Annotated in this window: 21 protein-coding genes and 1 tRNA gene; 8 read left to right on the top strand and 14 right to left on the bottom strand. The window is 73.3% G+C overall.

The features are described from left to right. Positions 1-4 precede the first annotated feature (4 nt). The 12 genes from BX266_RS20585 to BX266_RS20535 all read right to left on the bottom strand — a co-directional run bounded on the left by BX266_RS20585 (position 5) and on the right by BX266_RS20535 (position 12,671). Complete coding sequence (locus tag BX266_RS20585; RefSeq protein WP_099901901.1) at positions 5-898, bottom strand: carbohydrate kinase; 894 nt, start codon at positions 896-898, stop codon at positions 5-7. A 75-nt stretch (positions 899-973) separates the two neighbouring features. Continuing rightward, a complete protein-coding gene (locus tag BX266_RS40070) occupies positions 974-1,105 on the bottom strand; it encodes a hypothetical protein (protein WP_259464779.1) in 132 nt (43 codons plus the stop codon). 150 nt (positions 1,106-1,255) lie between these two features. Continuing rightward, entirely contained in the window at positions 1,256-2,248 is a 993-nt protein-coding gene (locus BX266_RS20580) for a helix-turn-helix domain-containing protein (protein WP_099901899.1), read from the bottom strand. 137 nt (positions 2,249-2,385) lie between these two features. Then, complete coding sequence (locus BX266_RS20575; RefSeq protein ID WP_259464778.1) at positions 2,386-5,913, bottom strand: S8 family serine peptidase; 3,528 nt, start codon at positions 5,911-5,913, stop codon at positions 2,386-2,388. Between the two features lie 528 nt (positions 5,914-6,441). Next, a tRNA-Ala gene (locus BX266_RS20570) sits at positions 6,442-6,518 on the bottom strand. 115 nt (positions 6,519-6,633) lie between these two features. Next, positions 6,634-7,671, bottom strand: coding sequence for a gephyrin-like molybdotransferase receptor GlpR (gene glpR / locus BX266_RS20565; RefSeq protein ID WP_099901895.1), 1,038 nt, complete (start codon positions 7,669-7,671; stop codon positions 6,634-6,636). Positions 7,672-7,833: 162 nt separating this feature from the next. After that, entirely contained in the window at positions 7,834-8,460 is a 627-nt protein-coding gene (locus BX266_RS20560; RefSeq protein ID WP_099901893.1) for a GNAT family N-acetyltransferase, read from the bottom strand. Continuing rightward, complete coding sequence (locus BX266_RS20555) at positions 8,457-8,948, bottom strand: molybdenum cofactor biosynthesis protein B (RefSeq protein ID WP_099901892.1); 492 nt, start codon at positions 8,946-8,948, stop codon at positions 8,457-8,459. The genes BX266_RS20560 and BX266_RS20555 overlap by 4 nt, the downstream gene beginning before the upstream one ends. Then, positions 8,945-9,382: a cyclic pyranopterin monophosphate synthase MoaC gene (gene moaC / locus BX266_RS20550; RefSeq protein ID WP_259465129.1), complete on the bottom strand. Its 438-nt coding sequence runs from the start codon at positions 9,380-9,382 to the stop codon at positions 8,945-8,947. Before moaC ends, BX266_RS20555 begins: the two co-directional genes overlap by 4 nt. Positions 9,383-9,497: 115 nt before the next feature. After that, a complete protein-coding gene (gene glp, locus BX266_RS20545) occupies positions 9,498-10,820 on the bottom strand; it encodes a gephyrin-like molybdotransferase Glp (protein ID WP_099901888.1) in 1,323 nt (440 codons plus the stop codon). A 34-nt stretch (positions 10,821-10,854) separates the two neighbouring features. Then, the gene (gene galU, locus BX266_RS20540; protein WP_099901886.1) at positions 10,855-11,775 is read right to left on the bottom strand and encodes a UTP--glucose-1-phosphate uridylyltransferase GalU; all 921 of its coding nucleotides are present in this window, start codon (positions 11,773-11,775) and stop codon (positions 10,855-10,857) included. 56 nt (positions 11,776-11,831) lie between these two features. Beyond that, positions 11,832-12,671, bottom strand: a complete 840-nt coding sequence (locus BX266_RS20535) for a GGDEF domain-containing protein (protein WP_180290552.1) — start codon at positions 12,669-12,671, stop codon at positions 11,832-11,834. Between the two features lie 54 nt (positions 12,672-12,725). On the opposite strand from BX266_RS20535, the gene BX266_RS20530 reads away from it, so the two are divergent. Further along, entirely contained in the window at positions 12,726-13,334 is a 609-nt protein-coding gene (locus BX266_RS20530; RefSeq protein ID WP_099908105.1) for a 5-formyltetrahydrofolate cyclo-ligase, read from the top strand. A gap of 97 nt (positions 13,335-13,431) precedes the next feature. Here the strand turns inward: BX266_RS20530 and BX266_RS20525 are convergent, their stop codons facing one another. Further along, a complete protein-coding gene (locus tag BX266_RS20525) occupies positions 13,432-16,176 on the bottom strand; it encodes a penicillin acylase family protein (RefSeq protein ID WP_099901882.1) in 2,745 nt (914 codons plus the stop codon). Positions 16,177-16,391: 215 nt separating this feature from the next. Between BX266_RS20525 and BX266_RS20520 the strand changes: the two genes are divergently transcribed. The 5 genes from BX266_RS20520 (at position 16,392) to mscL (ending at position 20,810) form a co-directional block, all read left to right on the top strand. Further along, on the top strand, positions 16,392-17,912 hold the full coding sequence (locus tag BX266_RS20520; RefSeq protein WP_099901880.1) for a potassium/proton antiporter: 1,521 nt from the start codon (positions 16,392-16,394) through the stop codon (positions 17,910-17,912). Positions 17,913-18,121: 209 nt separating this feature from the next. Then, the gene (locus BX266_RS20515; RefSeq protein WP_099901878.1) at positions 18,122-19,420 is read left to right on the top strand and encodes an MFS transporter; all 1,299 of its coding nucleotides are present in this window, start codon (positions 18,122-18,124) and stop codon (positions 19,418-19,420) included. Positions 19,421-19,514: 94 nt separating this feature from the next. Further along, positions 19,515-19,817, top strand: a complete 303-nt coding sequence (locus BX266_RS20510) for an FmdB family zinc ribbon protein (RefSeq protein ID WP_099901877.1) — start codon at positions 19,515-19,517, stop codon at positions 19,815-19,817. Between the two features lie 270 nt (positions 19,818-20,087). Continuing rightward, positions 20,088-20,354, top strand: coding sequence for a hypothetical protein (locus BX266_RS20505; RefSeq protein WP_099901875.1), 267 nt, complete (start codon positions 20,088-20,090; stop codon positions 20,352-20,354). A 42-nt stretch (positions 20,355-20,396) separates the two neighbouring features. Then, positions 20,397-20,810, top strand: a complete 414-nt coding sequence (gene mscL, locus BX266_RS20500; RefSeq protein WP_099901873.1) for a large conductance mechanosensitive channel protein MscL — start codon at positions 20,397-20,399, stop codon at positions 20,808-20,810. Between the two features lie 258 nt (positions 20,811-21,068). On the opposite strand, the gene BX266_RS20495 is transcribed toward mscL, so the two are convergent. Beyond that, positions 21,069-22,040, bottom strand: coding sequence for an RNA polymerase sigma factor RpoD/SigA (locus BX266_RS20495; protein WP_099901869.1), 972 nt, complete (start codon positions 22,038-22,040; stop codon positions 21,069-21,071). Between the two features lie 289 nt (positions 22,041-22,329). On the opposite strand from BX266_RS20495, the gene BX266_RS20490 reads away from it, so the two are divergent. Further along, complete coding sequence (locus tag BX266_RS20490) at positions 22,330-23,139, top strand: phosphatase PAP2 family protein (protein WP_180290551.1); 810 nt, start codon at positions 22,330-22,332, stop codon at positions 23,137-23,139. 304 nt (positions 23,140-23,443) lie between these two features. After that, the gene (murJ, locus tag BX266_RS20485) at positions 23,444-25,513 is read left to right on the top strand and encodes a murein biosynthesis integral membrane protein MurJ (protein WP_259464775.1); all 2,070 of its coding nucleotides are present in this window, start codon (positions 23,444-23,446) and stop codon (positions 25,511-25,513) included. Positions 25,514-25,535: the final 22 nt, after the last annotated feature.

The following is a 25,535-nucleotide window of genomic DNA, read 5'->3' as shown; positions in this document are numbered from 1 at the left end:
CCGATCACGGGCGCCGGGCGGCGGCGAGTTCGCGGGCGGTCGGCGGGTTGGCGCCGGCCCGGGAGACGGTGACGGCGGCGGCGGTGGCGGCGGTGCGGAGGGCCGCGGGGAGGGTGTCGGGGCCGTCGAGGGTCGCCAGCAGCGCGGACATGAAGGAGTCTCCGGCGCCGACGGTGTCGACCACGGCGGTGGTGGGGGCGAGCACGGTGGTCTCGCCGGTGGCGGTGAGCGCGAACGCGCCGTCGCCGCCCCGGGTCACGACGACGGCGGCGGGGCCGAGGGTGAGCCAGCGGGCGGCGCTGTCCCGGACGGGGATGCCGGGGTAGAGCCAGGCGAGGTCCTCGTCGCTGGCCTTCACCAGGTCGCTGAGGGCCACGCAGTGCTCGACGGCGGCGACCCCGGACAGGCGGTCGCCGAACAGGGCGGGGCGGACGTTGGGGTCGTAGGACACGGTGGACCCGGCGGTGCGGGCCTCCCGGAGCAGCCGGCGGGCGACGGCCGCGCCCGGTTCCTGCACCGAGGCCAGCGAGCCGAGGTGGACGTGCCGGGCGCGCGGCAGCGCGACCGGCGCGAGGCTCCAGTCGATCGCGAACTCGTAGGAGGCCCGGCCCTCGGCGTCGAGGGTGACGATCGCCGTGGGGGTGGAGACCGTTCGGCCGTCCGTGCGGACGTCGACGCCGCCGCTCTCCAGGTGACTGCGGATCAGCATGCCGTAGGGGTCGTCGCCGAGCTGGGTGAGCAGGGCGGTGCGCCGGCCCAGGAGCGCGAGCCCGTACGCGACGTTGGCGGGGCTGCCGCCGGCGTGCGGCCGGTCCGGACGGCCCGGGGTGCGGACGATGTCGGCGACGCACTCGCCGATGACGAGGAAGTCGACGTCTGCGGTGGTGGGCTCGGCCATGGGCTCGGCTGCTCCTGGGTCGGACGGACGGGTGACGGCGGTCGGGTCGGTCGCTGAGAACGATCCGGTCGACCATCAGGTGCCCCGACGGCCGGTGGCGTCGTCGCGGACCTGGAGCTGGGCCGTGCGGCCCTGCAGGTCCGTCAGGTCCCGGTCGACGAGGCGGAGGGCGCCGGTGTCGTTGCCGGTGGCGGCGCGCCCGGGCACGCCGTCGACCGGCAGAGGTGCAGGGTACGCCGGTCGGCAGCGGAGGCGGGCGAGGGGAGGGTTCCGAGCACCGCCGTGCCGACGGAACCGGGGAGTGGGGCCGACGGTCGACGCGGTGCCGGTCAGCTGGTCCGGGCCGTCGTCGGGCCTTCAGTGCGGCTTCACCCAGCCGTGTCGGACGGCGTAACCACCGAGCTGCATCCGGGTCCGCACTCCGGCCGTGTCCATGAGGTGGCGCAGGCGTCGGTGCAGCGTGCGCGGTGAGAGACCGAGCTGTGTCGCGGCCGTCGGGTCGGTCAGGCCGGCCAGCAGGAGCGCGAGGATCTTCCGGTCGAGGTCGGTCGGGCCGTCCGCGCCGAGCTCGACGGTGGTCTCGGCTTCGCCGCCGGTGGCCGACAGCTCCAGCGGGTGGGCGGTCTGCCACACCGTCTCGAACAGCGCGTCCATCGCGTCCAGCAGGCCGCTGCGGTGCAACAGCACGGCGCCGGGCTCTCCGTCCGGTGTGACCGCGAGCGGGACCAGGCCGAGGTCGGCGTCGGCCAGTACGAGCTTCATCGGCAGCCGGTCGGCGACGCGCAACTGCACGCCGTTGCGCAGTGAATCGATCGCGTCGTCGATGATGCCGGGCTCCGCCAGCACGGCCCGGTCCAGTACCGCCCGGAACTGCACGCCGCGCCCGATGGCGATGGGCTCGGCCGTGTTCTCCTCGGGCGGCAGGGCGACGAACGGTGCGGTGATGAACGTGCGGACCTCCGTGCGGGCTGCCTGCTGCACCTGGAGGAAGCGATGGCGGATGGCGTCGACGCCGGTGACCACCTCGATCAGATCGCTGATGCTGCTCCCGGTCATCGCCGCCCGGTGTTCCTCGGCGAAGGCCGCCAGTGCGTGCTCGGCCATGCGCAGTCCGTCTCGGCGCTGGCCGATGAGGGCGCCGAGCGCCATCGCCGGCGGCGCGGCGGTGAACCGCTGGTCCGTCGACCTGGTCACCAGTCCCCACCCCACCAGGCGGGACAGTGCCCGGTCCACGCGGGCCGGTGCGAGAACGAGCAGATCCGACAGCGACACCGCGGTGGAGTTCGGCCGGCCGAGGAGCGCCCGGTAGACGCGCTCGTCATCGGCTTCGAGGCCCAGAACATCCAGCATCGGCGACCGACTCTCTTCCGCTTGCCGCAGCGGGGAGAGTATGTGCCATGGCGGCAGACCCTGAACAGTCCCTGCTGGGAGCAGGTGCGGCGGGAAGGGCCCCGGGGAGTCGCCTCCCCGGGGCCCGACAGTGCGGTTCATCGCAGGCCGTACGCCCGGATGATCTCGTTCTTCACGCCGAAGCCGCTGTCCGTCTCGGCGTTCGCACGGACGGAGAGGAAGCCGCCGGGCTTCTTTGCCGTCCTGAACGAACCCTGCCAGTAGCCGTCGGCGCCCTTGGTCAGGGCCACTTTCTGCCAGGTGGCGCCGTCGTCGTACGAGACGTCCAGCTTCACCGCGGTGACGGTGCCCGGCACGGTGCCGAGGTCCATGGAGACCGGCTTGAGCGCGATCTGCTGAGTCGCGTTCGCCTTGACGTCGCCGTGCAGGTCCGACTCCAGCTTGTAGTTCAGGTTCAGGACCGAGAACGGCCGGAAGTCGTCCGAGTCGACGGTGTCGGACATGAAGGTCCACTCGGTGTGGGTGCGCGTCGACAAGCGGTAGACCTCACCGGGCCGTTCCGCGTCGAGGACGGCTCGGTAGGGCAGGTTGCCCGCCGGCACCTCGATCCACTGCATGTCCGTGCTGTTCGGGTTGTCGTGGATCAGCGTGTCGCCCTGGAAGACCTGAAGGTGGGTCGGTGTCTCACCCCATTGCAGGAAGCCGCCCAGCCGCATGTTGTCGCTGGCGGAGGCCCACGCCTGCACGTTCCAGGTCATGTAGTTCTGCCAGCGGGAGTTGTACACGCCGAAGGACTCGCCCTGGCCGGGCCGGATCGCCGGGGCGAACCAGTCCAGGCGGGTGGCGCTGCCCTTGGCATAGGTGTTGTCGCCCGACACCATCACCCACGGCGAGTTCCCGTCGACGCCCTGCGCGTGGAACTCCCTCCAGACCTGGCCCGGGGTCACCCATTCGGTGCGGGTGCCCGGATGCCACTCGCGATCCGGGAAGTTGAACGACGGGCTGAGGGTGAAGTCGGACCGGTAGCCTTCCGCCACCCCGCCGTCGGTGGCCGAGTAGTAGCGGGCGTCGATCCGGGCGAGGTCACCGTCGGTCGGCTTGTAGAGCAGGGGCCGGTCCGGCATCAGGCCGGGGTAGTCCCGGGTCAGGTCGTAGACGAAGGGTGTGTACTCGGTCTGCTTCACGGTGAGCATGAGGTGGCCGGCCCTGGCCAGGGCGATGAGGCTCTTGCCCGCGTCGCGGTGCACGGAGGCGACCGGGACGGTCGACTCGCCGACGTACTCCATCAGGGCGCCCACCCCGTCGTTGACCACGATCAGCGCCTTCGCGCCGGCCGCGGCCGCGGCCTCGGCGCGCTCCTGCGGCGAGACCTCGTCGCTGCGCTCGACGACGACGAGCCTGCCCTTGGCCTTGACCTTCGCGTACTCCGCAGCCGCGCCGCTGCCCGCGTAGACGGCGTTCAGCGTGTCCGTGCCGGTGCCCAGGCCGCTGCCCGCCTGCACCAGCGTCTCGAAGCGGAGGCGGTCGCCCGGCGTGCTCAGACTGAGCGGCGGCTCACCCTTGCGCCAGCGGGTGACCAGCATGAACTCGCCCTGCGTCATCGGCTCCGTCGGCGCGACGTAGACGTCGTCGTAGGAGGCCGGCAGCACGTATGCGCTGCGGTAGTCCATGAACGGGTCGAGGCCCTTGTAGTGGACGTTGAAGTCGACCTTGCGCTGGCGGTCCGCGGTGCGCTGCGGCGCCTCGGTCTGCAGCAGGCGCGCCTTGCTCGCGTCGAGCACCACGTCCGCGGAGCCGTCCTTGACCACGGTCTCCGGATCGACCAGCACGGCCAGGCCCGAGCGGTCCGCCTGCTCGCCGGTCACGTCGAGGTACGCCGCGACGGTGTACAGGCCCGGCGCCATGCGCATGGTGGTCGAGCCGTCGACGTGGACGGACCACGGCCAGAGGTCGCCGGCCAGGTTGATCGCGACCTGCCCGGCGGCCGGCTTGCCGTCCCGGCCCACCAGCTTGATGGTCAGGTCGTAGCGCTCCTCCTCCTTGACGAGCGCCACGGAGGTGCGGGTCATCGGCTTCCCCGTGGCCGCGTCGGTGGCTATGACGTAGCCGACGTGCCGGCCCGGTGAAACGTTTCGCGAGTCACCCGTCACCGGAACGGCGGCGGTGCCGCCCGCCGGGACGGTCACGGAGGCGGCGCCCAGCGCGAACGTGCCGTCGTCGTTGGTCAGGGTCAGGTCCAGCGTGACGTCGTCGGAACCGGAGTTGGTGAGGGTCAGGTCCTTCGTGACGGCGACGTCGCTCGGCTCGTGCGGCCAGGTGTAGTTGCCGAAGAAGAGCGATCCGGTGCCGCGGACCGTGCTGCGCACGGCGGCGGCCACGTCGACACGGCCGGTTCCGACCTCGTACGGCGAGTACCCGCCGTCGAGACCCTTCGCGGTGCTCATCAGGTGTTCCTTGAGCTGCGCGCCCGTCCACTCCGGGTGCTGCTGGGCCAGGACGGCCGCCGCGCCGGCCACGTGCGGGGTGGCCATCGAGGTGCCGCTGATGGTGCGGTAGAGACCCTCGCCGCCGTCGGTCATCTGCTGGGAGCGGGCCGCGGTGATGTCCACGCCGGGCGCCGCGATGTCCGGCTTCATGCCGCCGGAGTAGGCCAGCGGGCCGGTACTGGAGAAGGACGCGAGCCGGTCCTGCTTGTCGGTGGCGGCCACGGTCAGCGCCGAGGCGGCCGCCCCCGGGGAGGAGATGCTCTCCGGACCGGCGTTCCCGGCGGCGATGACGAACAGCGTGCCGTACTGCGCGGACAGCGCGTCGACCGTCTGCGACAGCGGGTCGCTGCCGTCCGTCGGGTAGGTGTCGCCGAGGCTCATGTTGACCACGTCCGCACCGGACTCGGCGGCCCACTGCATGCCGGCCATGACCCAGGAGTCCTGGCCGTAGCCCTCCGCGCCGCCGAGCACCTTGCCGACGATCAGGTCGGCGTCGGGGGCGACGCCCTTGTAGTCACCGCCGGAGGCCGCACCCGAGCCGACGATCGTGCTCGCCACGTGCGTGCCGTGCCCGTTGAGGTCGGAGAAGGCCTCTCCCGGCACGAAGCTGACCGTGCCGTCGATCCGACCGGCGAAGTCGGGGTGGTTGACGTCGACGCCGGTGTCGAGCAGCGCGACCTTGACGCCCTTGCCGGTGTACCCGGCCGCCCAGGCCTCGGGCGCGCCGATCAGCGGCACGCTCTCCTTCAGACTGGCCTTCACCCGCCCGTCGAGCCACAGCTTCGCCACGTCCGCGCCCAACGTCGCGCTGCCCCGCGGCGCGACGGTGTTCCAGAAGGTGCGGGCCTCCCGCTTCTCGGTGCTGAGCGCGGCGCCGCGGATGCTCTTGAGGTCGCGGGTCAGCTTGCTGCCCCGCGGCGCCGCGGGCTCGACGGCCGACCGGGACTTCGACGGGGCGTACGTCGCGATCAGCGGCACCGTGGCCGACTTCGCGTCGTCGTAACCCATCTCGATCAGGTCGCTGACGTTGAACAGCCGCCGGTCCAGCTTGCCGGCGCCCAGCAGCGGCGCCGCCTCGTCCGGGACGACGAACAGGTCACCGTTGACCTCCTGGATCTTCACCCCGCCGACGGCGCTGTCCGGCCGGTCGACGTCGGCGGTCTGCTTGCCGTCGGCCATCGTGGTGACCGTGACGACATCGCCGGTGACCAGGGTGACCCGGTGGGTCCCCGAAGCCTTGGAGGGAACGGTGGGCCTGCCCGGAGCGGCTTGTGCGGGCGTTTGCAGAACGGCGAGTCCCGATGCCAGTAGCGGCACCGCGGTGGCGGCCGAGATCAGCCGCCAGCGCCTGCGACGGAAGGCGGAAGAGTGTGAAGGCGAGAACATGCCATGGGTCTATCGGCCGGTCACGCCGCCGTGAATGCCCGACGAGGGCAAGTCCTTGCCATGGCACGGACTTGTCAGCCCGGCACCTCGCGAATCCGGGCAAAGCGGGCGTCCGCCCGCCGCATCGGCGGCCATGCCCCGGCCCGGTTCCGTGAACTCCGCGCGACCTGCCGGGAGTTGCGCACCACGACGACCTCAACACGGTGCCGCTCACCGCCCACGACCTCACCCGTGGGCTGACGAACGCTTCGCTCGCGCCCCGAACAGGCCCGCACAACACAGAGATCCCGCCCGATCACATGGATCGGACGGGATCTCGGTTGGTGGAGCTGAGGGGATTCGAACCCCTGACCCCCTCGATGCGAACGAGGTGCGCTACCGGACTGCGCCACAGCCCCAACGAGAAGAAACTCTATCACCTCTGTCGGGGTACTCATGACCATGGACGATGCGGGTCCGGGAGACGCCGAACGCCCCGGCGCGCAGGGCTGCGGGGCGTTCGGGGCGGGGCGGTCACTCGTTGGCGGCCCGGGGGCGGGTGGACCAGTCGGCGGCGGGCGGCTGCTGGCCGGGGTGGTCGCCGTACTGGTCGAAGAGCGGGGTGGCGGGGCGGCCGGAGTCCCAGGTGCCCGGGGCGGAGAGGTCGAGCCCGCGGCTGGTGCGGGGGGCGACCGGCGCGGTGACGTAGGTGGGGAGCGGGACGGGGACGGGCTGCCAGGAGTCCGGTCCGGCGGCGGCGCGTTCGCGGACGCCGTCGGCCCACTCCTCGTGCTCGGTGGCCTCGGCGAGGACGGTGGCCCGGGTGGTGTGCGGGTCGCCCGGATCCGCGGCGGCGGAGGCCGGCCCGGCCTGCGCCGGTTCGGCGGCCCGGGTGCGCTCGCGTTCGCGCAGCCGCTCGGCGGCCTGGGCGGCCCTGCCCCGGTCGAACTTGACCTCGTAGCGCTGCCGTTCGAGCCGGCGCAGGTGGCCGATGTACAGGGTGAGCAGCACGCCGGGGACGGCGGGCACCCAGAGGAAGGCGAAGCCCGCGACGGCGGCCACCACGGCGCCGAGCGCGAAGGCGAGGAACAGCAGGGTGACCATGCGCCGCCGCCGGGCCAGCAGTCTGGCCCGCCGCTCGGCGGAGCGGCGCTCGTCGCGGGCCCGCTCCTCCCTGGCGCGCTCGTCCCGGGCACGCTGCTCGCGGGTCTCGGCGGGCTCGGGTTCGGGCTCCGGCGCCTGCTCCGCCGCGGGCGGGGACGCGGGTTCGGGCTCGGACTCGGGCTCGGCGCCGTCCCACCCGGCGGGCCGGGTGGGACGGTCGGCGGGGTCGGCGACGACCCCGTCCGGGGCCTCCCCGGCGGGGTGCTGCTGGTCGGCGATCTGGTCGCCGAGGGCTCGGGCCGCGCGCCGCTCCATGGCCGATCGACCGGCCAGCAGGCGGATCGCGGTACTGAAGCGTTCCGTCGGACGCGACTCGTTGAGCTCGTCCTGCCTGCGGAGCCACATCGGCACCAGATAGGCAGCCCAGGCCCCTACGATGACCGCGTAGATAAGGCCGCTACTGCTCACGTTTCACACGGTACGGGCGCGCGGTGAGGCGCTGCAGCAATTTGGCACGGCGTGTCGTGCGATCAAGCTGATTCTCAGACTATTTTGCCGGTATTTGTGACGGCTCGCCCCGGCCCGATCCCCCCGTCGATGCCATATCGATATCTATTATCGAACAGATATTCAATTATCGCGCGGGGGGCGGTTCCTGAGGGAGTGCCAGCGCCGCAGCAACCCGTCGGCGGCCTCGTCGGCGGTGAGCGCGTACACCAGGTGGTCGCGCCAGTCCCCGTCGATGTGCAGATAGCGGGGGCGCATTCCCTCCTCGCGGAAGCCGAGTTTCTCCACCACCCGGCGGCTGGGCCGGTTCTCGGGGCGGATGCACACCTCGACCCGGTGCAGTCCGAGGTCGCGGAAGCAGTGGTCGACGGCCAGCGCCACGGCGGTCGGCATGATGCCGCGCCCGGCCACCGCCTCGTCCACCCAGTAGCCGACGTTGGCGGAGCACATCGAACCCCAGGTGATCCCGCCCACCGTCAGCTGGCCGACCAGGCGGCCCTGGTGGAGCACCACGAAGGGCAGCATCCGGCCGGCCGAGGCCTCGGCGCGCAGGTAGCGCACCATCTGCCGGTAGCTGGGCCGGGGCAGCGGGGCGCGGCCGGGCGGCGCGGGCGGGACGGTGGCCTCCCAGCGGCGCAGCCAGTCGCGGTTGCGGCGGCTGACCTCCTGCCACTCGGCCTGGTCGCGGCGGCGGATCGGCCGCAGCACGACGTCGCCCTCGGCCAGTTCGACCGGCCAGCCCGCGTTCAGTGGGCACCCCCGGCGGGGCGGGGGTGGTCGCCGCCGGCCAGTTGGTCGACGGCGTGCGGCAGCAGCGGGGCGAGCACCGCGAGGCCGTCCCGGACCCCGCCGGTGGAACCGGGCAGGTTGACCACCAGGGTGCGTCCGGCCAGCCCGGCCAGGCCGCGGGAGAGCGCCGCGGTGGGCACCTGGTCCCGGCCGTGCGCGCGGATCGCCTCCGGGATGCCGGGAACCTGACGGTCGATCACCCGGGCGGTCATCTCGGGGGTGAGGTCCTGCGGGGAGATGCCGGTGCCGCCGGTGGTGAGCACCACGTCGTACCCGGCGGCGACGGCCTCCCGGAGCACCGCCTCGACGGGCTCGCCGTCGGGCACCACCCGGGGCCCGTCGACCTCGAAGCCCATCTCCCGCAGTCCGGCGACCAGCAGCGGCCCGCCCTTGTCCTGGTACACGCCCGCCGAGGCGCGGTTGGAGACGGTGACGGCGAGGGCCCTCACTGCTCCTCCCCGCGATGCCAGTCGCCGCTCTTGCCGCCGGTCTTGCTGAGCACCCGGACGTCCTCGATCGAGGCGGCCTTGTCGACCGCCTTGACCATGTCGATGACGGTGAGCGCGGCGGTGGCGACGGCGGTCAGCGCCTCCATCTCCACGCCGGTGCGGTCGGCGGTGCGGACCGTGGCGGTGATCTCGACGGCGGTGTCGGTGACCGTCAGGTCGAGGGTGGTGCCGGTGAGCGCGATGGGGTGGCAGAGCGGGATCAGCTCGGGCGTCCTCTTGGCGCCCATGATCCCGGCGATCCGGGCGACCGCGAGCGCGTCGCCCTTCGGCACGCCCTCGCCGCGCAGCAGTTCCACCACCCGGGGGGCGACCCGGACGCGGCCGGCCGCCACCGCGACCCGGGTGGTCGCGGCCTTCTCGGAGACGTCGACCATCCGGGCCGCGCCGGTGTGGTCGACGTGGGTGAGGCGGTCGCCGGGGGGTGTGTCGGTCACGAGTGGCTCCAGTGGCACGGTGCGAATCTCGCGCTACCGTACAACCCCGCCCCGGTCAGTCCGTGAGAAGGACCACATCGACGGCGCTGCCGGCCGGCAGCGCGGTGACGTCCTCGGGCACGGTGATCAGGCAGTCGGCCTTGGCGAGCGCCCCCACCAGGTGCGATCCCTCGCCGCCGACCGGGCTCACCACGCCGTCCACGGGGTCGTACCGGCCGCGCAGGAACTGCCGCCGCCCGGCCGGGGAGCGCAGCGCGGCGGTGGTCACCGCGTTGACCACGGGGCGGTGCACGTCCGGCGCGCCCAGCATGGTGCGGATGACCGGGCGGACGAACAGCTCGAAGGAGATGTACGCGCTGACGGGGTTGCCGGGCAGCGCCAGCAGCGGCACGCCCGCGCCGCCGCCGATCCGGCCGAAGCCCTGCGGCTTGCCGGGCTGCATCCGCAGGCGCCGGAAGTCCACGCCGCCGTAGTCCGCGAAGACCTCCTTCACCACGTCGTAGGCGCCGACCGAGACGCCGCCGCTGGTGACGATCAGGTCGGCCCGGCCGAGCTGGTCCTCCAGCACGGCGCGCAGCGTGGCGGCCTCGTCGGGGACGCCGCCGACCCGGTAGGCGACCGCACCGGCCGCGATCGCGGCGGCGGTCAGGGTGAAGGAGTTGGAGTCGTGGATCCGTCCGGGGCCGGCCGGCTCGCCGGGCTGGACGAGTTCGCTGCCGGTGGAGAGCACCACCACCCGGGGCCGGGGGCGGACCTTGACGGCGCCCCGCCCGATCGCCGCCAGCAGGCCGAGCTGGGTCGGGCCGAGCACGGTGCCGGCCTCCAGCACGGTGTCGCCGGCGGTGACGTCGCTGCCCCGGCGGCGGATGTGGGCGCCCTCGGCGACCGGGCGCAGCACCTGCACCTCCGCGGCCGAGCCCTCGGCGGCGGGCGCGCCCATCGCGTCGGCGGCCCGGCCGGTGCCGGTGCCGCCGTCCGTCCACTCGACCGGGGCGACGGCCTCCGCGCCGGGCGGAACGGGCGCGCCGGTCATGATCCGGGCGGCCTGTCCGGGGCCGACCCGGGGCAGTTCGGCGGCCCCGGCGGCGATGTCGCCGACCACGGCGAGCACGGACGGGTACTCCTCGGTGGCCCGCACGGTGTCGGCGGTGCGGACCGCGTAGCCGTCCATCGAGCTGTTGTCGAAGGGCGGCAGGTCGTCCTCGGCGCGCGCGTCCTCGGCCAGCCGGCAGCCCTGGGCGTCCATCAACTGCAGCTCGATCGGCGGCAGCGGGGCGACCGCGGCCAGCACGTCGGCGAGGTGCTCGTCGACGCTCCACAGGCGCGGCGAGGCCGGGGCGCCGGCTCCCTCGCAGCAGGGGTCGGGCTTCCCGGTCATCGCCTCACGCTCGCCTTCACGCACGTCGTAGGAGTCAGCCCTGCATCTCGGCGGCGACGAACTGCCGCAGCCAGGCGCGGAATTCGGGGCCGAGGTCGTCGCGCTCGCAGGCCAGCCGGACGATCGTGCGCAGGTAGTCGGCGCGGTCGCCGGTGTCGTAGCGGCGGCCCTTGAACAGCACGCCGTGCACCGGGCCGCCGCCGCTCTCGTCGCGGGTGGCGAGCTCGCGCAGCGCGTCGGTCAGCTGGATCTCGCCGCCGCGGCCGGGCGGGGTCTCGCGCAGCACGTCGAAGACGGCCGGGTCGAGCACGTAGCGGCCGATGACCGCGTAGTTGGACGGCGCGTCGGCGGTGTCCGGCTTCTCGACCAGGTCGGTGACCTGGAAGACGTCCTCGCCGAAGCCGTTCGCCTTGACGGCGGCGCAGCCGTACAGGTGGATCTGGGAGGGGTCGACCTCCATCAACGCGACGACGGAGCCGCCGAGTTCCTGCTGCACCTCGATCATCCGGGCCAGCAGCGGGTCGCGCGGGTCGATCAGGTCGTCGCCGAGCAGGACGGCGAACGGCTGCCCCGCGACGTGCTGTTCGGCGACCGAGACGGCGTGGCCCAGGCCCTTGGGGTCGCCCTGCCGCACGTAGTGCATGCTGGCGAGCTGCACGGACTCCTGCACCCGGCGCAGCCGGTCGTGGTCGCCCTTGCGGCTGAGCAGCTCCTCCAACTCGTAGGCCCGGTCGAAGTGGTCCTCCAGCGCCCGCTTGTTGCGGCCGGTCACCATCAGTATGTCGGACAGGCCCGCGGCGGCGGCCTCCTCGACGACGTACTGGATGGCCGGCTTGTCGACGACCGGGAGCATCTCCTTCGGCGTGGCCTTGGTGGCGGGAAGGAACCTGGTGCCGAGACCGGCGGCCGGGACGACTGCCTTGGTGACCGGCGGGCGGGAGTGCGTCTTCGTCATGCGTCGACCTTACTGAGGCGGGATTCGACCCGACTGAGAGCAGAGTGAATCGGTTGTTAAGGCCTGTCACCGCTCGGACCGGGGCCGACGGTGGTCGCGCGCGAGGTGAGGGGGGCCTCGCCGTGGCCGGGAGACACCCTACCGGGCGTCGGCGAAGTGTTCGGGGCGCTCAGCGCGGGCGGCAGCGGGTCCGCGGCCCGCCAGCAGTCCCCGCCGGCCGAGCGCGCGGCGGCCAGTGCCCGGTCCGCGGCCCGCAGCAGCACGGCCGCGTGCGCGCCGTCCCGGGGCAGCACGGCCAGGCCGATCGCGGCGGTCAGCCCGCTGCGGGCGTCGGGGGCGGCGGCCTCGCCCGGGTGACGGTCCGTCAACCGGTGGCGGCGCACCGACCAGCAGAGCCGCTCGGCGACCTGCGCGGCGCCCTCCGCGCCGGTGTCCGGCAGCAGCACCAGGAACTCCTCGCCGCCGTACCGCCCCAGGGTGTCGCAGCTGCGGATCTCCACCGCCAGGCGCTGCGCGAGGTCCCGGAGCATGGTGTGGGCGCGGGCCCGGCCGTGCTCGGCGACCAGGGCGTCGAAGCCCGCGAGCTCCACCATCAGGACGGCGAGCGGACGCGGGTCGACGGCGGTCGCCTCGGCCCGCCGGGCCCGCTCGATCTCCCGGTCCAGGGTGAGCTGCAGGTGACGGTAGTTCCACACCCCGGTGAGCGGATCGCACGAGGCGGTGCGGCGCAGCTCGTCGCGTTCCGCCGTCAGTTCCGTGATCTTCGTCAGAAGTTCCGCTTCCCTGGCGCCCTGCTCGGCCCGGCCCCGGCGGCGGCGCAGCACGGCGGCGCCCGCGGCGGCCGGCGCGGCGGCGCCGAGCGCGGCGAGGGCCTGGAGCAGGAGCGGGGTGGACATGCGGCGGCCTCGACGTGTCAGGCTCGTGTCACTGCACCGGACAGAGCTGAAGGGATGTGGACGGTGACTGCGGATCATTTGTCCAACGACAAGGCGGCACTCAGGTCACGGCTGCTCGCCGAACGGCGGGCGCTCAGCGGTGCGGAGCGCGCCGCGGCGGCCGAGGCGCTGGCCGGACACGCCGCCCGGCTGGTCCCGGCCGGCGCGACCGTCGCCGCGTACGTCTCGGTCGGGGCCGAGCCCGGCACCCGCCCGCTGCTGACCGCGCTGGCCGCCGCCGGCGTCCGCGTCCTGCTCCCGGTCCTGCTCCCCGACAACGACCTGGACTGGGCCCCCTACGAGGGCGCGGACCGCCTCGCCCCGGCCGCCCGCGGCCTGCTCGAACCGCTGGCCGCCCGGCTCGGCCCGGACGCGATCGAGGCCGCCGACCTGGTCCTGCTGCCCGGCCTGGCGGTCGACTCCCGCGGTGTGCGGCTCGGCCGCGGCGGCGGCTCCTACGACCGCGTCCTGGCCCGCCTGCGCGCCGCGGGCGCGACGCCGCTGCTGGTCACCCTGCTCTACCCGCACGAGCTCCGCCCGAGCGTCCCGGCCGAGCCGCACGACCTCCCGGTGCACGCGGTGGTCACCCCCGCGGGCGTCACGCGCTTCCCCGCCCCCTCCTGACCGCCCGCCCGCCCCGGCCGGCCGTCCCGGTCCCGGAAACGCCGGAGGCGGACCCCCGGTCCGGGGGTCCGCCTCTCGGTCCTGGTTCCGTGCCCGGTCAGCCCGCGGTCAGCGTCAGCGTGTTCTTGCCGGCCGCCTTGACCGCGTCCTTGGTGTAGGCCCAGGCGAGCAGCTCGCCCTTGGCCCAGAGTTCGGTCTGGTCGTTGTAGTTGGCGTGGAAGGCGTGCCCGGAGGCGCCGCCGACGTTGATCCAGCGGGAGGTGTCGAAGTTGCTCAGGTCGACCACCATCCGCATGGAGGGGATCCAGTCGACGTCGTAGCCGGCCGCGGCGTTCCAGCCGGTGGCGTCGACCGCGGCGCTGCCGCCGGAGAGCTTGTACGGGCCGCGGTTGAGCAGCTTGTGGACCACGTCGGAGGCGATCGAGGAGTCGTCGCTGCCGAGCGTGGGCTCCTGCAGGGTGAGCTGGTGCAGGCGGCCCCAGCTCCAGGTGGAGATGTCCTTGCTGAGCCGCGAGGTGAGGTCCTGGCGGGCGTCCTTGAGCGCCTCGGCGAGCAGGTTGTCGAGGCCGTGCTGCTGCTGGTGGTCGGAGTCGATGTAGTCCCACCACGGCGACTTCGGGTCGGCCAGCTGCCGGCGGACCACCTCCATCCAGCGGTCGCCGCCGTCCGGCTGGGCCTGCGAGGCCTTGCGGGTGCCGCACTCGGTGACGGCCTGCGCGGCGCCGCCGAGCGCGTCGTCGGGCAGCGTGTTGTCGCGCTTCTGACGGACCAGCAGGCAGTCGCCCTCGACCCGCAGGTCGGCGGGGAACTTCTGGCCGAAGGAGAGCGTGAGCAGCGCCCGCCACACGCCGTTGTAGTAGGCGGCGGCGGCCGAGTCGGCGTCCTGGTGGTAGTTCCAGTCCTTGAGCAGGTCCTGGGCCTCGCGCACGTACGGGTCGTCGATCCTGACCTTGAGCAGCAGCGGGACGAGCTCCTTGGCGAGCACGCTGGTGTTGTCGAGCTGGATGGACTGCATGTCGTCCAGCGAGATCTTGCCGCCGTTCTTCAGCTTGGCCTGGATCTGGTCGTTGATCTCCTTGGCCCGGGTGCCGTACTCCCAGTCGGTGGTGAGCAGCGGCTTGTAGGTCTGGTCGACGACGGCCTGGTTGGCCGTCACGATGTAGCCCTCGGGCGGGTTGTAGGAGTAGGGCAGCGACTTGAACGGCAGGTAGCCGGCGTTCCAGGCGTAGCCGGAGTCCCAGCCGGGGGCCGGGTAGCGGCCGTCGCCCTTGCCGCGGACCGGGATCAGGCCGGGGGCCTGGTAGCCGATGTTGCCCTTGGTGTCGGCGTAGATCAGGTTCTGCGCGGGCACCGCGAACGCCTGGGCGGCGGCCCGGAACCCGGCGAAGTCGGCGGCCTTGTCGAGCCGGAAGACGGCGTCCATGGTGCTGCCGGGCACCAGCGCGGTCCAGCGCAGCGCGACGCCGTAGCCGGCCGCCCGGTCGGGGGCGGCGTTGCCGGCGGGCGCGTTCTCGCCGACCTTCTGCTGCTCGGAGGACTGGTCGGAGATCAGCGGCATGCCGTCCTGGGTGGTGCGGACGGTGATGGTGCGGTCCTCGCCGCCGGCGACCTTGATGGTCTCCTTGCGGACGGTGAACTTCACGTCCTTGCCGTCGAGCAGGTAGGTGTCGGGGCCGGTGACCTTCTCCAGGTACAGGTCGGTGACGTCGGCGCCGAGGTTGGTGAAGCCCCAGGCGATGTCCTTGTTGTGGCCGATGACCACGCCGGGCATGCCCGCGAAGGTGTAGCCGGCCACGTCGTAGCCGCAGGTCGGGGAGGCGGTGCGGCAGTGCAGGCCCATCTGGTACCAGATCGACGGCATGCCGGGGCCGAGGTGCGGGTCGTTGGCCAGCAGCGGGCTGCCGGTGGTGGTGTTGGCCCCGGACACCACCCAGGAGTTGGAGCCGATGCCCTGCCCCTGCGGGCCGAGCAGCGAGGGCAGCGCGGACACCTTGCCGGACAGGTCGCCGATCAGCTCCTGGGTCGCCGCCCGGGCCTGCGCGCTGCTCGACGGGGCGGTCCCGCCGGGCACCGCGGGCACCGTGGCGCCCGCGCCGGGCGTGTAGGTTCCGTCGGCGGCGAGCTTGCCGGTCTTCACGATGGTGCCGTTGCGGTCGTACGGGTACTCGGGGTAGAGCTGGGCGATCTGCTCGGTGCTGAAGTCCTGGGTGAGCAGCGAGCGGTCGATCTCCTCCTGCATGTTCCCGGACAGGCTCCAGGCCATCGCCTTCAGCCAGGCCACCGAGTCGACCGGGTCCCACTTCTCGGGCGTGTAGCCGGAGTTGACCGCCCCGAGCAGCGCGTACTCGAGCGAGGCGCCGGCCCCGCCGGGGTGCTCGCCGAGCCAGGCGTTGACTCCCTCGGTGTAGGCGGTCAGGTTGCGCTTGGTGTCCTCGGACAGGACGGTGTCCCACTCCTTCTGGGCGACCTGGCGCCAGCCCATGGTGCGCAGGAAGGTGTCGTTCTCGACGGCGCTGGAGCCGAACATCTCGGCCAGCCGGCCGGAGGTGATGTGCCGTCGGACGTCCATCTCCCAGAACCGGTCCTGGGCCTGCACGTAGCCCTGGGCGCGGAACAGGTCGGCGTCGGTGTCGGCGTACAGCTGCGGGATGCCCTTGTCGTCACGCACCACGTCCACCGGCGCGGACATCCCGGGAACCTTGACGGTCCCGCTGACCTGCGGGAAGGAGGAGCGGACGGTGTCCACTGCCCACCAGCCGCCGCCTACCAGACCCGCGACCAGCAGCACGGCCAGCAGGATCACGATCAGACGTGCGCGCCGGAACTTCTTCGAGCGGGGCATCCGAGTCCTTGTTTGAGGGTGCGGCCGTGACAGGTCACCACATTAGGGCGACGGCCCGGGCAGCCGTGCACGGGGGACACCGGCGGTGGGTCGACGGTGCCGGTGGGACCCTACCCGCCGCAGGTGAAAGACGGGACTAGCGTAAAGATCAAGTAAAATGTTAGACTGAGTAACGATCCGTCAGCAGCCCCTTCCCCTGCCCGAGGTGCCCCTGCGTGACCGTTGACCACCTGAACACCCTGCTCCTCGAGTCCGCCGTGATCCTGCTGTTCGCCGTCGTGGCGGTGCGGATCTCCACCCGGTCGGGGCTGCCCTCGCTGCTGATCTACCTCGGCATCGGCGTCGCCCTCGGCCAGAACGGCATCGGCATAAGCTTCAACAACGCCGAACTCACCCAGGTCCTGGGCTACGCGGCTCTGGTGGTCATCCTCGCCGAGGGCGGACTCAAGACCAGCTGGCAGGCGATCAGGCCGGTGGTCCCGGCCGCCGCGGTGCTCGCCACCGTCGGCGTCGCCGTCTCGGTGTTCGTCACCGCCGCCGGCGCGCACTGGCTGGTCGGCCTGGAGTGGCGCACCGCGCTGCTGCTCGGCGCGATCGTCTCCTCCACCGACGCCGCCGCGGTCTTCTCGGTGCTGCGGATGGTCCCGCTGCCCAAGCGCCTCACCGGCCTGCTGGAGGCCGAGTCCGGCTTCAACGACGCGCCCGTGGTGATCCTGGTGGTCGCCTTCGCCACCGCCGGCGAACTCGACCCCTGGTACGTGCTGGTCGGCACCATCGTGGTCGAGCTGGCCATCGGCGCGGCCGTCGGCTGGACGGTCGGCCGGCTCGGCGCCTACGCGGTGCGCCGGGTCGCCCTGCCCTCCTCCGGCCTGTACCCGATCGCCGTGCTGGCGCTGATCGTGCTCGCCTACGCGGGCGGCGCGCTGCTGCACGCCTCCGGCTTCCTGGCCGCGTACATCGCCTCGGTGATCCTCGGGAACTCCAAGCTGCCGCACGGCCCCGCGGTGCGCGGCTTCGCCGACGGCCTGGCCTGGATCGGCCAGATCGGCATGTTCGTGGTGCTCGGCCTGCTGGTCACCCCCGCGAGCATGGGTGCGGCCGTGGTGCCCGGCCTGGTGGCCGGCGCGGTGCTGGTGTTCCTGGCCCGGCCGGCCTCCGTGCTGGTCTCGCTGACCGCGTTCCGGGTCCCCTGGCGCGAGCAGGCCCTGCTGTCCTGGGCCGGGCTGCGCGGCGCGGTGCCGATCGTGCTCGCCACCATCCCGCTGGTGTCCGGCGCGACCGACGCCCAGCAGCTGTTCAACGTGGTGTTCATCCTGGTGGTCGTCTTCACCCTGCTCCAGGGCCCCACCCTGCCGATGGTCGCCAGGTGGCTGCGGATCGGCGAGGGCGACCTCGGCACCGACCTCGGCATCGAGTCCGCCCCGCTGGAGAAGCTGCACGGCCACCTGCTGTCCGTGCAGCTCGCCCCCGGCTCCCGGATGTCCGGCGTCGAGGTGTCCGAACTGCGCCTGCCCAAGGGCGCGGCCGTCACCCTGGTGGTCCGCGAGGGCTCCAGCTTCGTGCCCGACCGGATCACGGTGCTGCGCGAGGGCGACGAGCTGCTGGTGGTCACCACCGACGAGGTCTCCGAGGCCGCCGAGCGCCGGCTGCGCGCCGTCGACCAGGGCGGCAAACTCGCCGGCTGGCTGCACACCGACGAGCGTTCGCCTTCCATTTCCAGGAAGAAGACGCGCTGAGCGGCTAAGCTGAAGGCAGAACATCAGATTTTTCCGTATCTGCCTGATGCAGAGTCGGCGCGACCGCTCGGCGGCCGGGCCCCGCGGCGCAACCGCCCGGGGGCCCAGGTAACAACCCCGGTCGACGCGCGAGAGGACGACTCTCGGCGCCGGACCGGTCCCATCCGCGACCGCGGTCCCGCGCTACCAGGCAGCAGAGAGGACCGACCGTGGCGGCCCGCCGACCGGTCGACGACACCACCTCCCCCACCGGCTACGGGGCGCTGCTGCGCACCCCCGGCGCCTGGACCTTCCTGTTCCCCGCCCTGGTGGCCCGACTGCCGTACGCCATGCTCAGCCTGGGCATCGTGCTGCTGGTCCACGACACCACCGGCTCCTACGGCCTGGCCGGCTCGGTCGCCGCGGTCGCCGCCGTCGCGCAGGCCCTGATCGGGCCGCAGACCGGCCGGCTCGCCGACCGCCACGGCCAGGCCGCGGTGCTGGTCCCCGCCGTGATCGTGCACGCCTGCGCGGTCGCCGCGCTGATCCTGCTGGCCCGCGGCGACGCCCCCGACTGGACGCTGTACCTGGCCGCCGCCCCGGCCGGCGCCGCCGTGCCGCAGGTCGGCGCGATGGTCCGGGCCCGCTGGGTGCACCGCCTCGGCGAGCGCCCGACCCTGATGAACACCGCCTTCGCCTTCGAGTCCGTCACCGACGAGTTCACCTTCGTGGTCGGCCCGATGCTGGCCACCGGCATCGCCACCCTGGTGAACCCGTCCGCCGGCCTCACCGCCGAGGCCACCCTGACCCTGCTCGGCGGCCTCGCCTTCGCCGCCCGCCGCGACACCGCCCCCGCGCCCACCGGCCCCGCCGCCCCCGGCGAGCGCCGCGCCTCCGCCCTGGCCTCCCCCGGCGTCCGCCTGCTGGCCGGCGCCTTCCTCGGCCTCGGCACCGTCTTCGGCACCCTCCAGGTCTCCATCACCGCGTTCGCCGAGGACGCCGGCGCCGGCGGGCTCAGCGGCCTGGTCTACGGCCTGTTCGCGGCCGGCTCGATGGCCGCCGGCGTGCTGTACGGCCTGATCCGGTGGCGCTCCTCCGCCCGGCAGCGGATGGTCGCCTGCTACACCCTGCTGGTGCTCGGCTGCTCCACCCTGTGGGCGATGCCCAACCTGGTCGCGCTGGCCGTGGCCGGCCTGTTCTGCGGCCTGGCCATCGCGCCCACCCTGATCACCGGCTACACCCTGGTGGAGTCCCTGGTCGACAACGGCGCCAAGACCGAGGCGTTCACCTGGCTCACCGGCGCGATCGGCCTCGGCCTGGCCCTCGGCTCCACCGCCGCCGGGCAGCTGATCGACCGCTCCGGCCCCTCGCTCGGCTTCACCGTCGCACTGCTCGGCTCCGGCCTCGGCCTGGTGGCGCTCGTCACGATGCGCCGCCTGCTGCTCGCTCCGGCCCCGGCGACCCGTACCGTGGCTCGGGGAGGCGCCGACGTCCGCGAACCGCTCGCCGGAGCCGCCCGCCACGGCTGAGCCGCTGGACTCCACCAGCGGAATGCCGCATCATGGACCGTCGTTAGCACTCATAGCGTGAGAGTGCCAGGGGGAGTGCAGGAGGAAGCGGAAAGTGCCCACGTACCAGTACCAGTGCACCGAGTGCGGCAACGGCCTCGAGGCGGTGCAGAAGTTCAGCGACGACGCGCTGACCACGTGCCCCGACTGCCAGGGGAAGCTCCGCAAGGTCTTCTCGGCCGTGGGCGTGGTCTTCAAGGGCTCCGGCTTCTACCGCACCGACAGCCGCTCCAGCTCCAGCAGCTCGGTGAGCTCCTCGTCGACCTCGACCTCCACCGCTCCGTCGAGCTCCTCGTCGGCCGGCTCGTCCGGTTCCTCGACGAGCTCCAGCACCAGCTCCGCGCCCGCCGCGAGCTGATCCCGCTTCCCGCGAAGCCCCGGTCCGCACGGACCGGGGCTTCGGCGTTCCCACCGGGTTACGCGGGTTCCTTCGGACGGTGGGGCGCGACGGTCGCGGGTGCGCTGCCGAACGGCGGAGCGGTTCACCCGCGCGGGTGAGGTCGGTTGTCCACAGGGGCGGGTTGTCCACAGGGTGGGGACAACCGCGCGGGCCCGCCCGGACCGGGCCGCAGGATGGCTGCCACGGCCCCGCCCGGGGCCGCGCCTCCCGCCGGAAGGGCCCGCCGCCATGACCGCCTTCGTGCTTCCCCCGCTGCCCGCCGCGCTCGTCCCGCCGCGGCGCGAAGTCCCCGATTTCCCGCCGATCCGCGGCACCGCGCGGGGCCGCCACCGCTTGCGCCACGCCGTCCGCCGCCGGCCGGGCCTGCTCGCCGTCGCCTCGCTGGCGCTGGCCGCCGCCCTCACCTCGGGCCCGCTGCGCCCGGCCCCGCCGCCGCTCGCCGGGCCGTCCCCGGGCGGCGCCGAATGCCCCCGCACGTCAACCGGAGGGCCGTGAATTCACCCGTGACCTTTGCGGGCGGCGGCCGTTCGACGCGGCATGAAAGGCTTCAAGGAATTCCTGCTCCGCGGCAACGTGGTGGACCTGGCCGTCGCCGTCGTCATCGGCGCCGCCTTCACCGGCGTCGTCAACGCGTTCGTCAAGGGCGTGATCAACCCGCTGGTCGGCCTGTTCGGCACCAAGGACCTGGCGTCCTACAGCTCCTGCCTCAAGGGGCCGTGCACGGTCGACGCCGCCGGGAACGTCACGTCCGGCATCTTCATCCTGTGGGGCTCGGTGCTCAGTGCCGCGCTCAGCTTCCTGATCACCGCGGCCGTCGTGTACTTCCTGCTGATCCTGCCGATGAACCACTTCATGAAGAAGCGCAAGTCACCGGAGGAGGAGGCCCTGGAGGCCGAGGCGAAGGAGGTCGAGCTGCTCACCGAGATCCGCGACGCGCTCGTCCGCCGCTGAGGTCCGCCGCTCCGCGGCCGCTGCCGGTCGGTTCACTTCTCCCCGTGGTGCGGGGGCCGCTGGCTGCGGTACCAGTCCAGCCCCCGCTCCCCGCCGACTCGCCCCACCCGCGGTCGGTGTCGTCGGAGGTCTGCTGCTCGAACGGGTCCTTGAAGACCAGTCGGGGCACGGGCTTCTTCTCGTCATGCTCTGCCATGCCACTCACTGTAGGACCCCCGGGCGCCCCGCCGACGGCGCCCGGGGCCGCTCCTGCCCGCACTACGCCGCCTCGAAGCCGGCGTGGTCGGCGATCTTCTTCAGCTCCGCCAGGGCGTGCTTCTCGATCTGCCGGATCCGCTCCCTGGTCAGGCCGTGCTGCTTGCCGACCTCGGTGAGGGTGCGCTCCCGGCCGTCCTCCATGCCGTAGCGGCTGCGGATGATCGAGGCGGTGCGGTCGTCGAGCCGCCCTATCAGGTCGTCGAGCTCCTCGCGGCGCAGCATCACCATGACCGCGTCCTCCGGGGAGACCGCGCCGGTGTCCTCCACCAGGTCTCCGAACTGGGTCTCGCCCTCGTCGTCGACCGACATGTTGAGGCTGACCGGGTCGCGCGCCCAGTCCAGCACGTCCTTCACGCGCTGCTCGTTGGTGTCCAGCTCCGCCGCGATCTCCGCGGGCTCCGGCTCGCGGCCGAGCTCCTTGGCCTTCTCGCGCTGGACCCGGCGGATCCGGCCGAGCTCCTCGACCAGGTGCACGGGCAGCCGGATGGTGCGGGACTGGTCGGCGATGGACCGGGTGATCGCCTGGCGGATCCACCACGTCGCGTAGGTGGAGAACTTGAAGCCCTTCGAGTAGTCGAACTTCTCCACCGCGCGGACCAGGCCGGCGTTGCCCTCCTGGATCAGGTCGAGCAGCGGGAGGCCGCTGCGCGGGTAGCGGCGGGCGACCGCCACGACCAGGCGCAGGTTGGAGCGGATGAAGACGTCCTTGGCGCGCTCGGCGTCGTCCGCCACGGCCCGGAGTTCCTCGGTGCTGACGCCCTCGCGCCGCTCGCCCTCGTCGAGCAGGTGCTGGGCGAAGACCCCGGCTTCGATGCGCAGGGACAGCTCGACTTCCTCGGCGGCGTCGAGCAGGGGCGTCCTGGCGATCTCGTCGAGGTACATGCCGACCAGGTCGCGGTCGGCTTCGAGATTGGTCGGGCGGGCGGTGCGAGTCCGATCGGCCCTGTCGCGTACGACGGCACGGGTGGCCATGCTTGCTCCCTCACTGACGCTGCGTGTGGGCCGTTCGTGGCTCACACGTAACGATCCAACGCACAGAAATCGGACAACATTCCCAAGTGGCTCAGTTTTCCGATGACCATGCAGTATGCTGCCGAATTTCATCCGGCCGTTACACGGAGCGTGACGCGATCCGCACACCGCGCGTCCACCGGCGGCCACCGAATCGGTGCGGGGCCTTCGCGGCACGTCCGCACAACCGATGCGGAATCGCTATCGCCGCACAGCCGGTTCGCCTCCTGCCGCTGGGAAGGTGTCTGTCATGCACCAGCCCGACGACCTCCGCCCGCGCGCGGTCCGCTCTCCGGTTCAACGCCGCAGGGTGCTCCGTTGTGCCTGGATCGCGCTGTCGGGTGCGGCCCTGTTCGCGGTGCTGCTGGTGCTGGTGCGGACGGGCTGGGCGCCGCTGGCCCGGCTCGACCAGGGCTGGGTGGCCGCGCTGCACCGCTACTCGCTGCGGCACCCGGTGTGGACGGCGGCCATGCAGACGCTGGCCGACCTGGGCGCGCCGTGGGTGATGCGGACGCTGCTCGGCGTGGTCGCGCTGTGGCTGTGGACGCTGGGCGCCCGGGTGCTGGCGGGCTGGCTGGCGGCGCAGGCGCTGGTGGCCTGGCTGGTCAGCTCGGCGGGTCGGCAGCTGATCGGCCGCGCCCGCCCGCACTTCGGCGACCCGGTGGCGATCGGCTCCGGCGCAGCCTTCCCGTCCGGACACGCGATCGCCTCCGCGGTGGCCTGCGGGGCGCTGCTGGCACTGGTGTGGCCGCGGGCCGACCGGCCGGTGCGGGCGGTGGCGGGCACCGCGGCGGCGGTGACGGTGCTGGGCGTCGGCTGGACCAGGATCGCGCTGGGCGTGCACTGGCCGAGCGACGTGCTGGCGGCCTGGCTGGCCGCGGCCGTCGTGCTGACCGGGGTGACCCTGGCGGTGGAGCTGTGGCTTCCCGGCCGGCTGGGCCGGGACGCCCGGCTGCTGCGGCAGCGGATCAGGCCGCGGGTGCAGCGGGTGCTGGCCCCGCCGCTGCCGCCGCTGCCGTCGGCGGAATCGGCGGCGGACCGCGATCCGCGCCGCTCCTGACGGTCCGTGAGGAACGTCACACCCCGTCGCCGGGTCCTCCGGGGGAGGGAACGGACGTGGGCGGCAATCCGCGTGTTTCCGGGCGCAAACGGGTCTCCCGGCAGCCGTGGCAGGCCCTCCGGGCGGCGCCCGCCCGGGACGGGCGGGGGCGCCTGGCGGCACCCGACTCCCCATCGGGTGCCGAAGTGGGGCAGACTTCTGCGGCTGGATGCACCCTGCAACCGGCAGGCGGAGCGCGGACCAGCACCGATCTCCCGCACACACCCACGCAACGCCGGACGGGCACCGATCGACGGGGGGTCCGATGACCATGCACACCGCTGACGGCCCCAGCGATCCGTACGCGCAGCAGAGCGGCCCGTACCAGCCGCAACCCGGTGGCCACCCGCCCCGGCCGGGCGGTTCCTACCCGCCGCAGGCCGGTGGGTACCCGCCGCACGACCCGCCGACCGTCCAGCTCGGCCGGATCCCCGCGCAGTCGCCGTACGACCAGGCCGGCTACCCGGCGCCGCCGCAGCAGCCCCCGGCGCAGCCGGTGCCGTACCCGCGGGCGGGCGAGGAGCAGGCCCCGGAGCAGGCCGGCAAGCCGGCCGCCTCCACCGCCCGCAACGGGCTGATCATGGCGCTGGGTTCGCTGGCCTCCCGCGCGCTGGGCTTCGTGCGCAGCGCGGTGATCGTGGCGGCGCTGACCACCGGCCCGGTCGGCGAGGCGTTCAACGTCGCGAACTCGCTGCCGAACATCGTCTACATGATGCTCATCGGCGGTGCACTGGCCTCGGTGTTCGTGCCGGAGCTGGTGCACGCGATGCAGACCCACCGGGACGGCGGCGTCGCGTACACCGACCGGCTGCTCACCCTGTGCGGGGTGATCCTGGTGGTGCTGACCGTCGGGGCCTGGCTGTTCGCCCCGCAGATCGTCGACCTGTACTCGAACTTCGAGCCGGCCCAGCGCGAGCTGGCGATCGACTTCGCCCGGTACTGCCTGCCGCAGATCTTCTTCTACGGCGTGTTCACCCTGCTCGGGCAGGTGCTGAACGCCCGGGACCGGTTCGGCGCGATGATGTGGACGCCGGTGCTGAACAACGTGGTGGCGATCGCGGTGTTCGGGATCTTCCTGGTGGTCGGGCACGACGCCACCAAGGTCGGCAGCGTGACGGCCGGCGACACGATGCTGCTGGGCATCGGTTCGACGCTGGGGATCGTGGTGCAGGCGGCGGCGCTGCTGCCCTCGCTGCGCAAGGCGGGCTTCCGCTACCGGCCGCGGTTCGACTGGCGCGGCGCGGGCCTGACCCGCCCGCTGCGCTCGGCGGGCTGGGCGCTGCTGCTGGTGGTGGCCACCCAGCTGTCCTTCGCGGTGATCACCTCGCTGAGCACCGGCGCCGGGTCGGCGGCCGAGAAGGCCGGCATCGCGGGCGGCCACGGCTACGCCGCCTACGCCAACGCCTACCAGCTGTTCGTGGTCCCGCAGGGCGTGATCACCATCTCGCTGGTGACCGCGCTGCTGCCGGGGATGTCGCGGGCCGCCACGGCGGGCGACTACCGGAAGATCGGCGAGGACCTGTCCGGGATGCTGCGCTCCTCGGCGGCGATGATCGTCACCGCCGCGGTGCTGTTCCTGGCGCTGGCCCCGCAGATCGCGATGGCCGCCTACGGCTACGGCTCCGGCAGCACGGTGCACGCCGACGCGATGGTGGTGTCGGCGCTGCTGATGGCCTTCTCGATCGGCCTGCCGGCGTTCTGCGCGCAGTACGCGCTGGCCCGCGGCTTCTACGCGATGGGCGACGCCCGGACGCCGTTCTGGCTGACCCTGGTGACCACGGGCACCAACGCGGCGCTGTGCTGGGTGGCGTACCAGGCGCTGTCGCCGCGGTACATCGTGATCGGCATGGCGGTGGCGCACACCGCGGCCGCGGTGGTGTCGGTGGCCGTGACCGGCATCGCGCTGGGCCGCCGGCTGAGCAAGGGCGCTCCTCCGGCCGGCGCGCGGCCCGCTCCGGCGCCCGCCGGACCGGACGCGACGATGGTGCTGCGCACCGACGCCTTCGCGCCGGGGGCGAACGCCACCGTGGACCTGGGGGTGCGGCGCGGTCCGGCCCGCAGCGGGCTGGACGGCGGCCGGGTGGTGGCGCTGTACGTGGGCCTGGTGGCGGCGTGCGTGCCGGGTGCGCTCGGCGCGCACTGGCTGGCGGGGCGGTTCGGCGAGGGCCTGTTCGGCAGCCTGGCGGGTCTGCTGGCGGGTTCGCTGGTGGTGCTGCTGTCGCTGTTCGTGCTGGCCCGTCCGCTGGGCGTGGGCGCCTCGGTGGCCCCGTTCGCCCGCAAGCTGCGCATCCCGTACCCGGCGCCGGCCGCGACCAGCGGCAAGCACCGCCGGTAGGCCCGACCCGGAGGCGGCCCCG

This window comes from Streptomyces sp. TLI_171, assembly GCF_003610255.1.
GTDB lineage: Bacteria > Actinomycetota > Actinomycetes > Streptomycetales > Streptomycetaceae > Kitasatospora.
The sequence above is the reverse complement of the archived record's forward strand: the minus strand, read 5'-3'. Positions and strand labels throughout refer to the sequence as shown.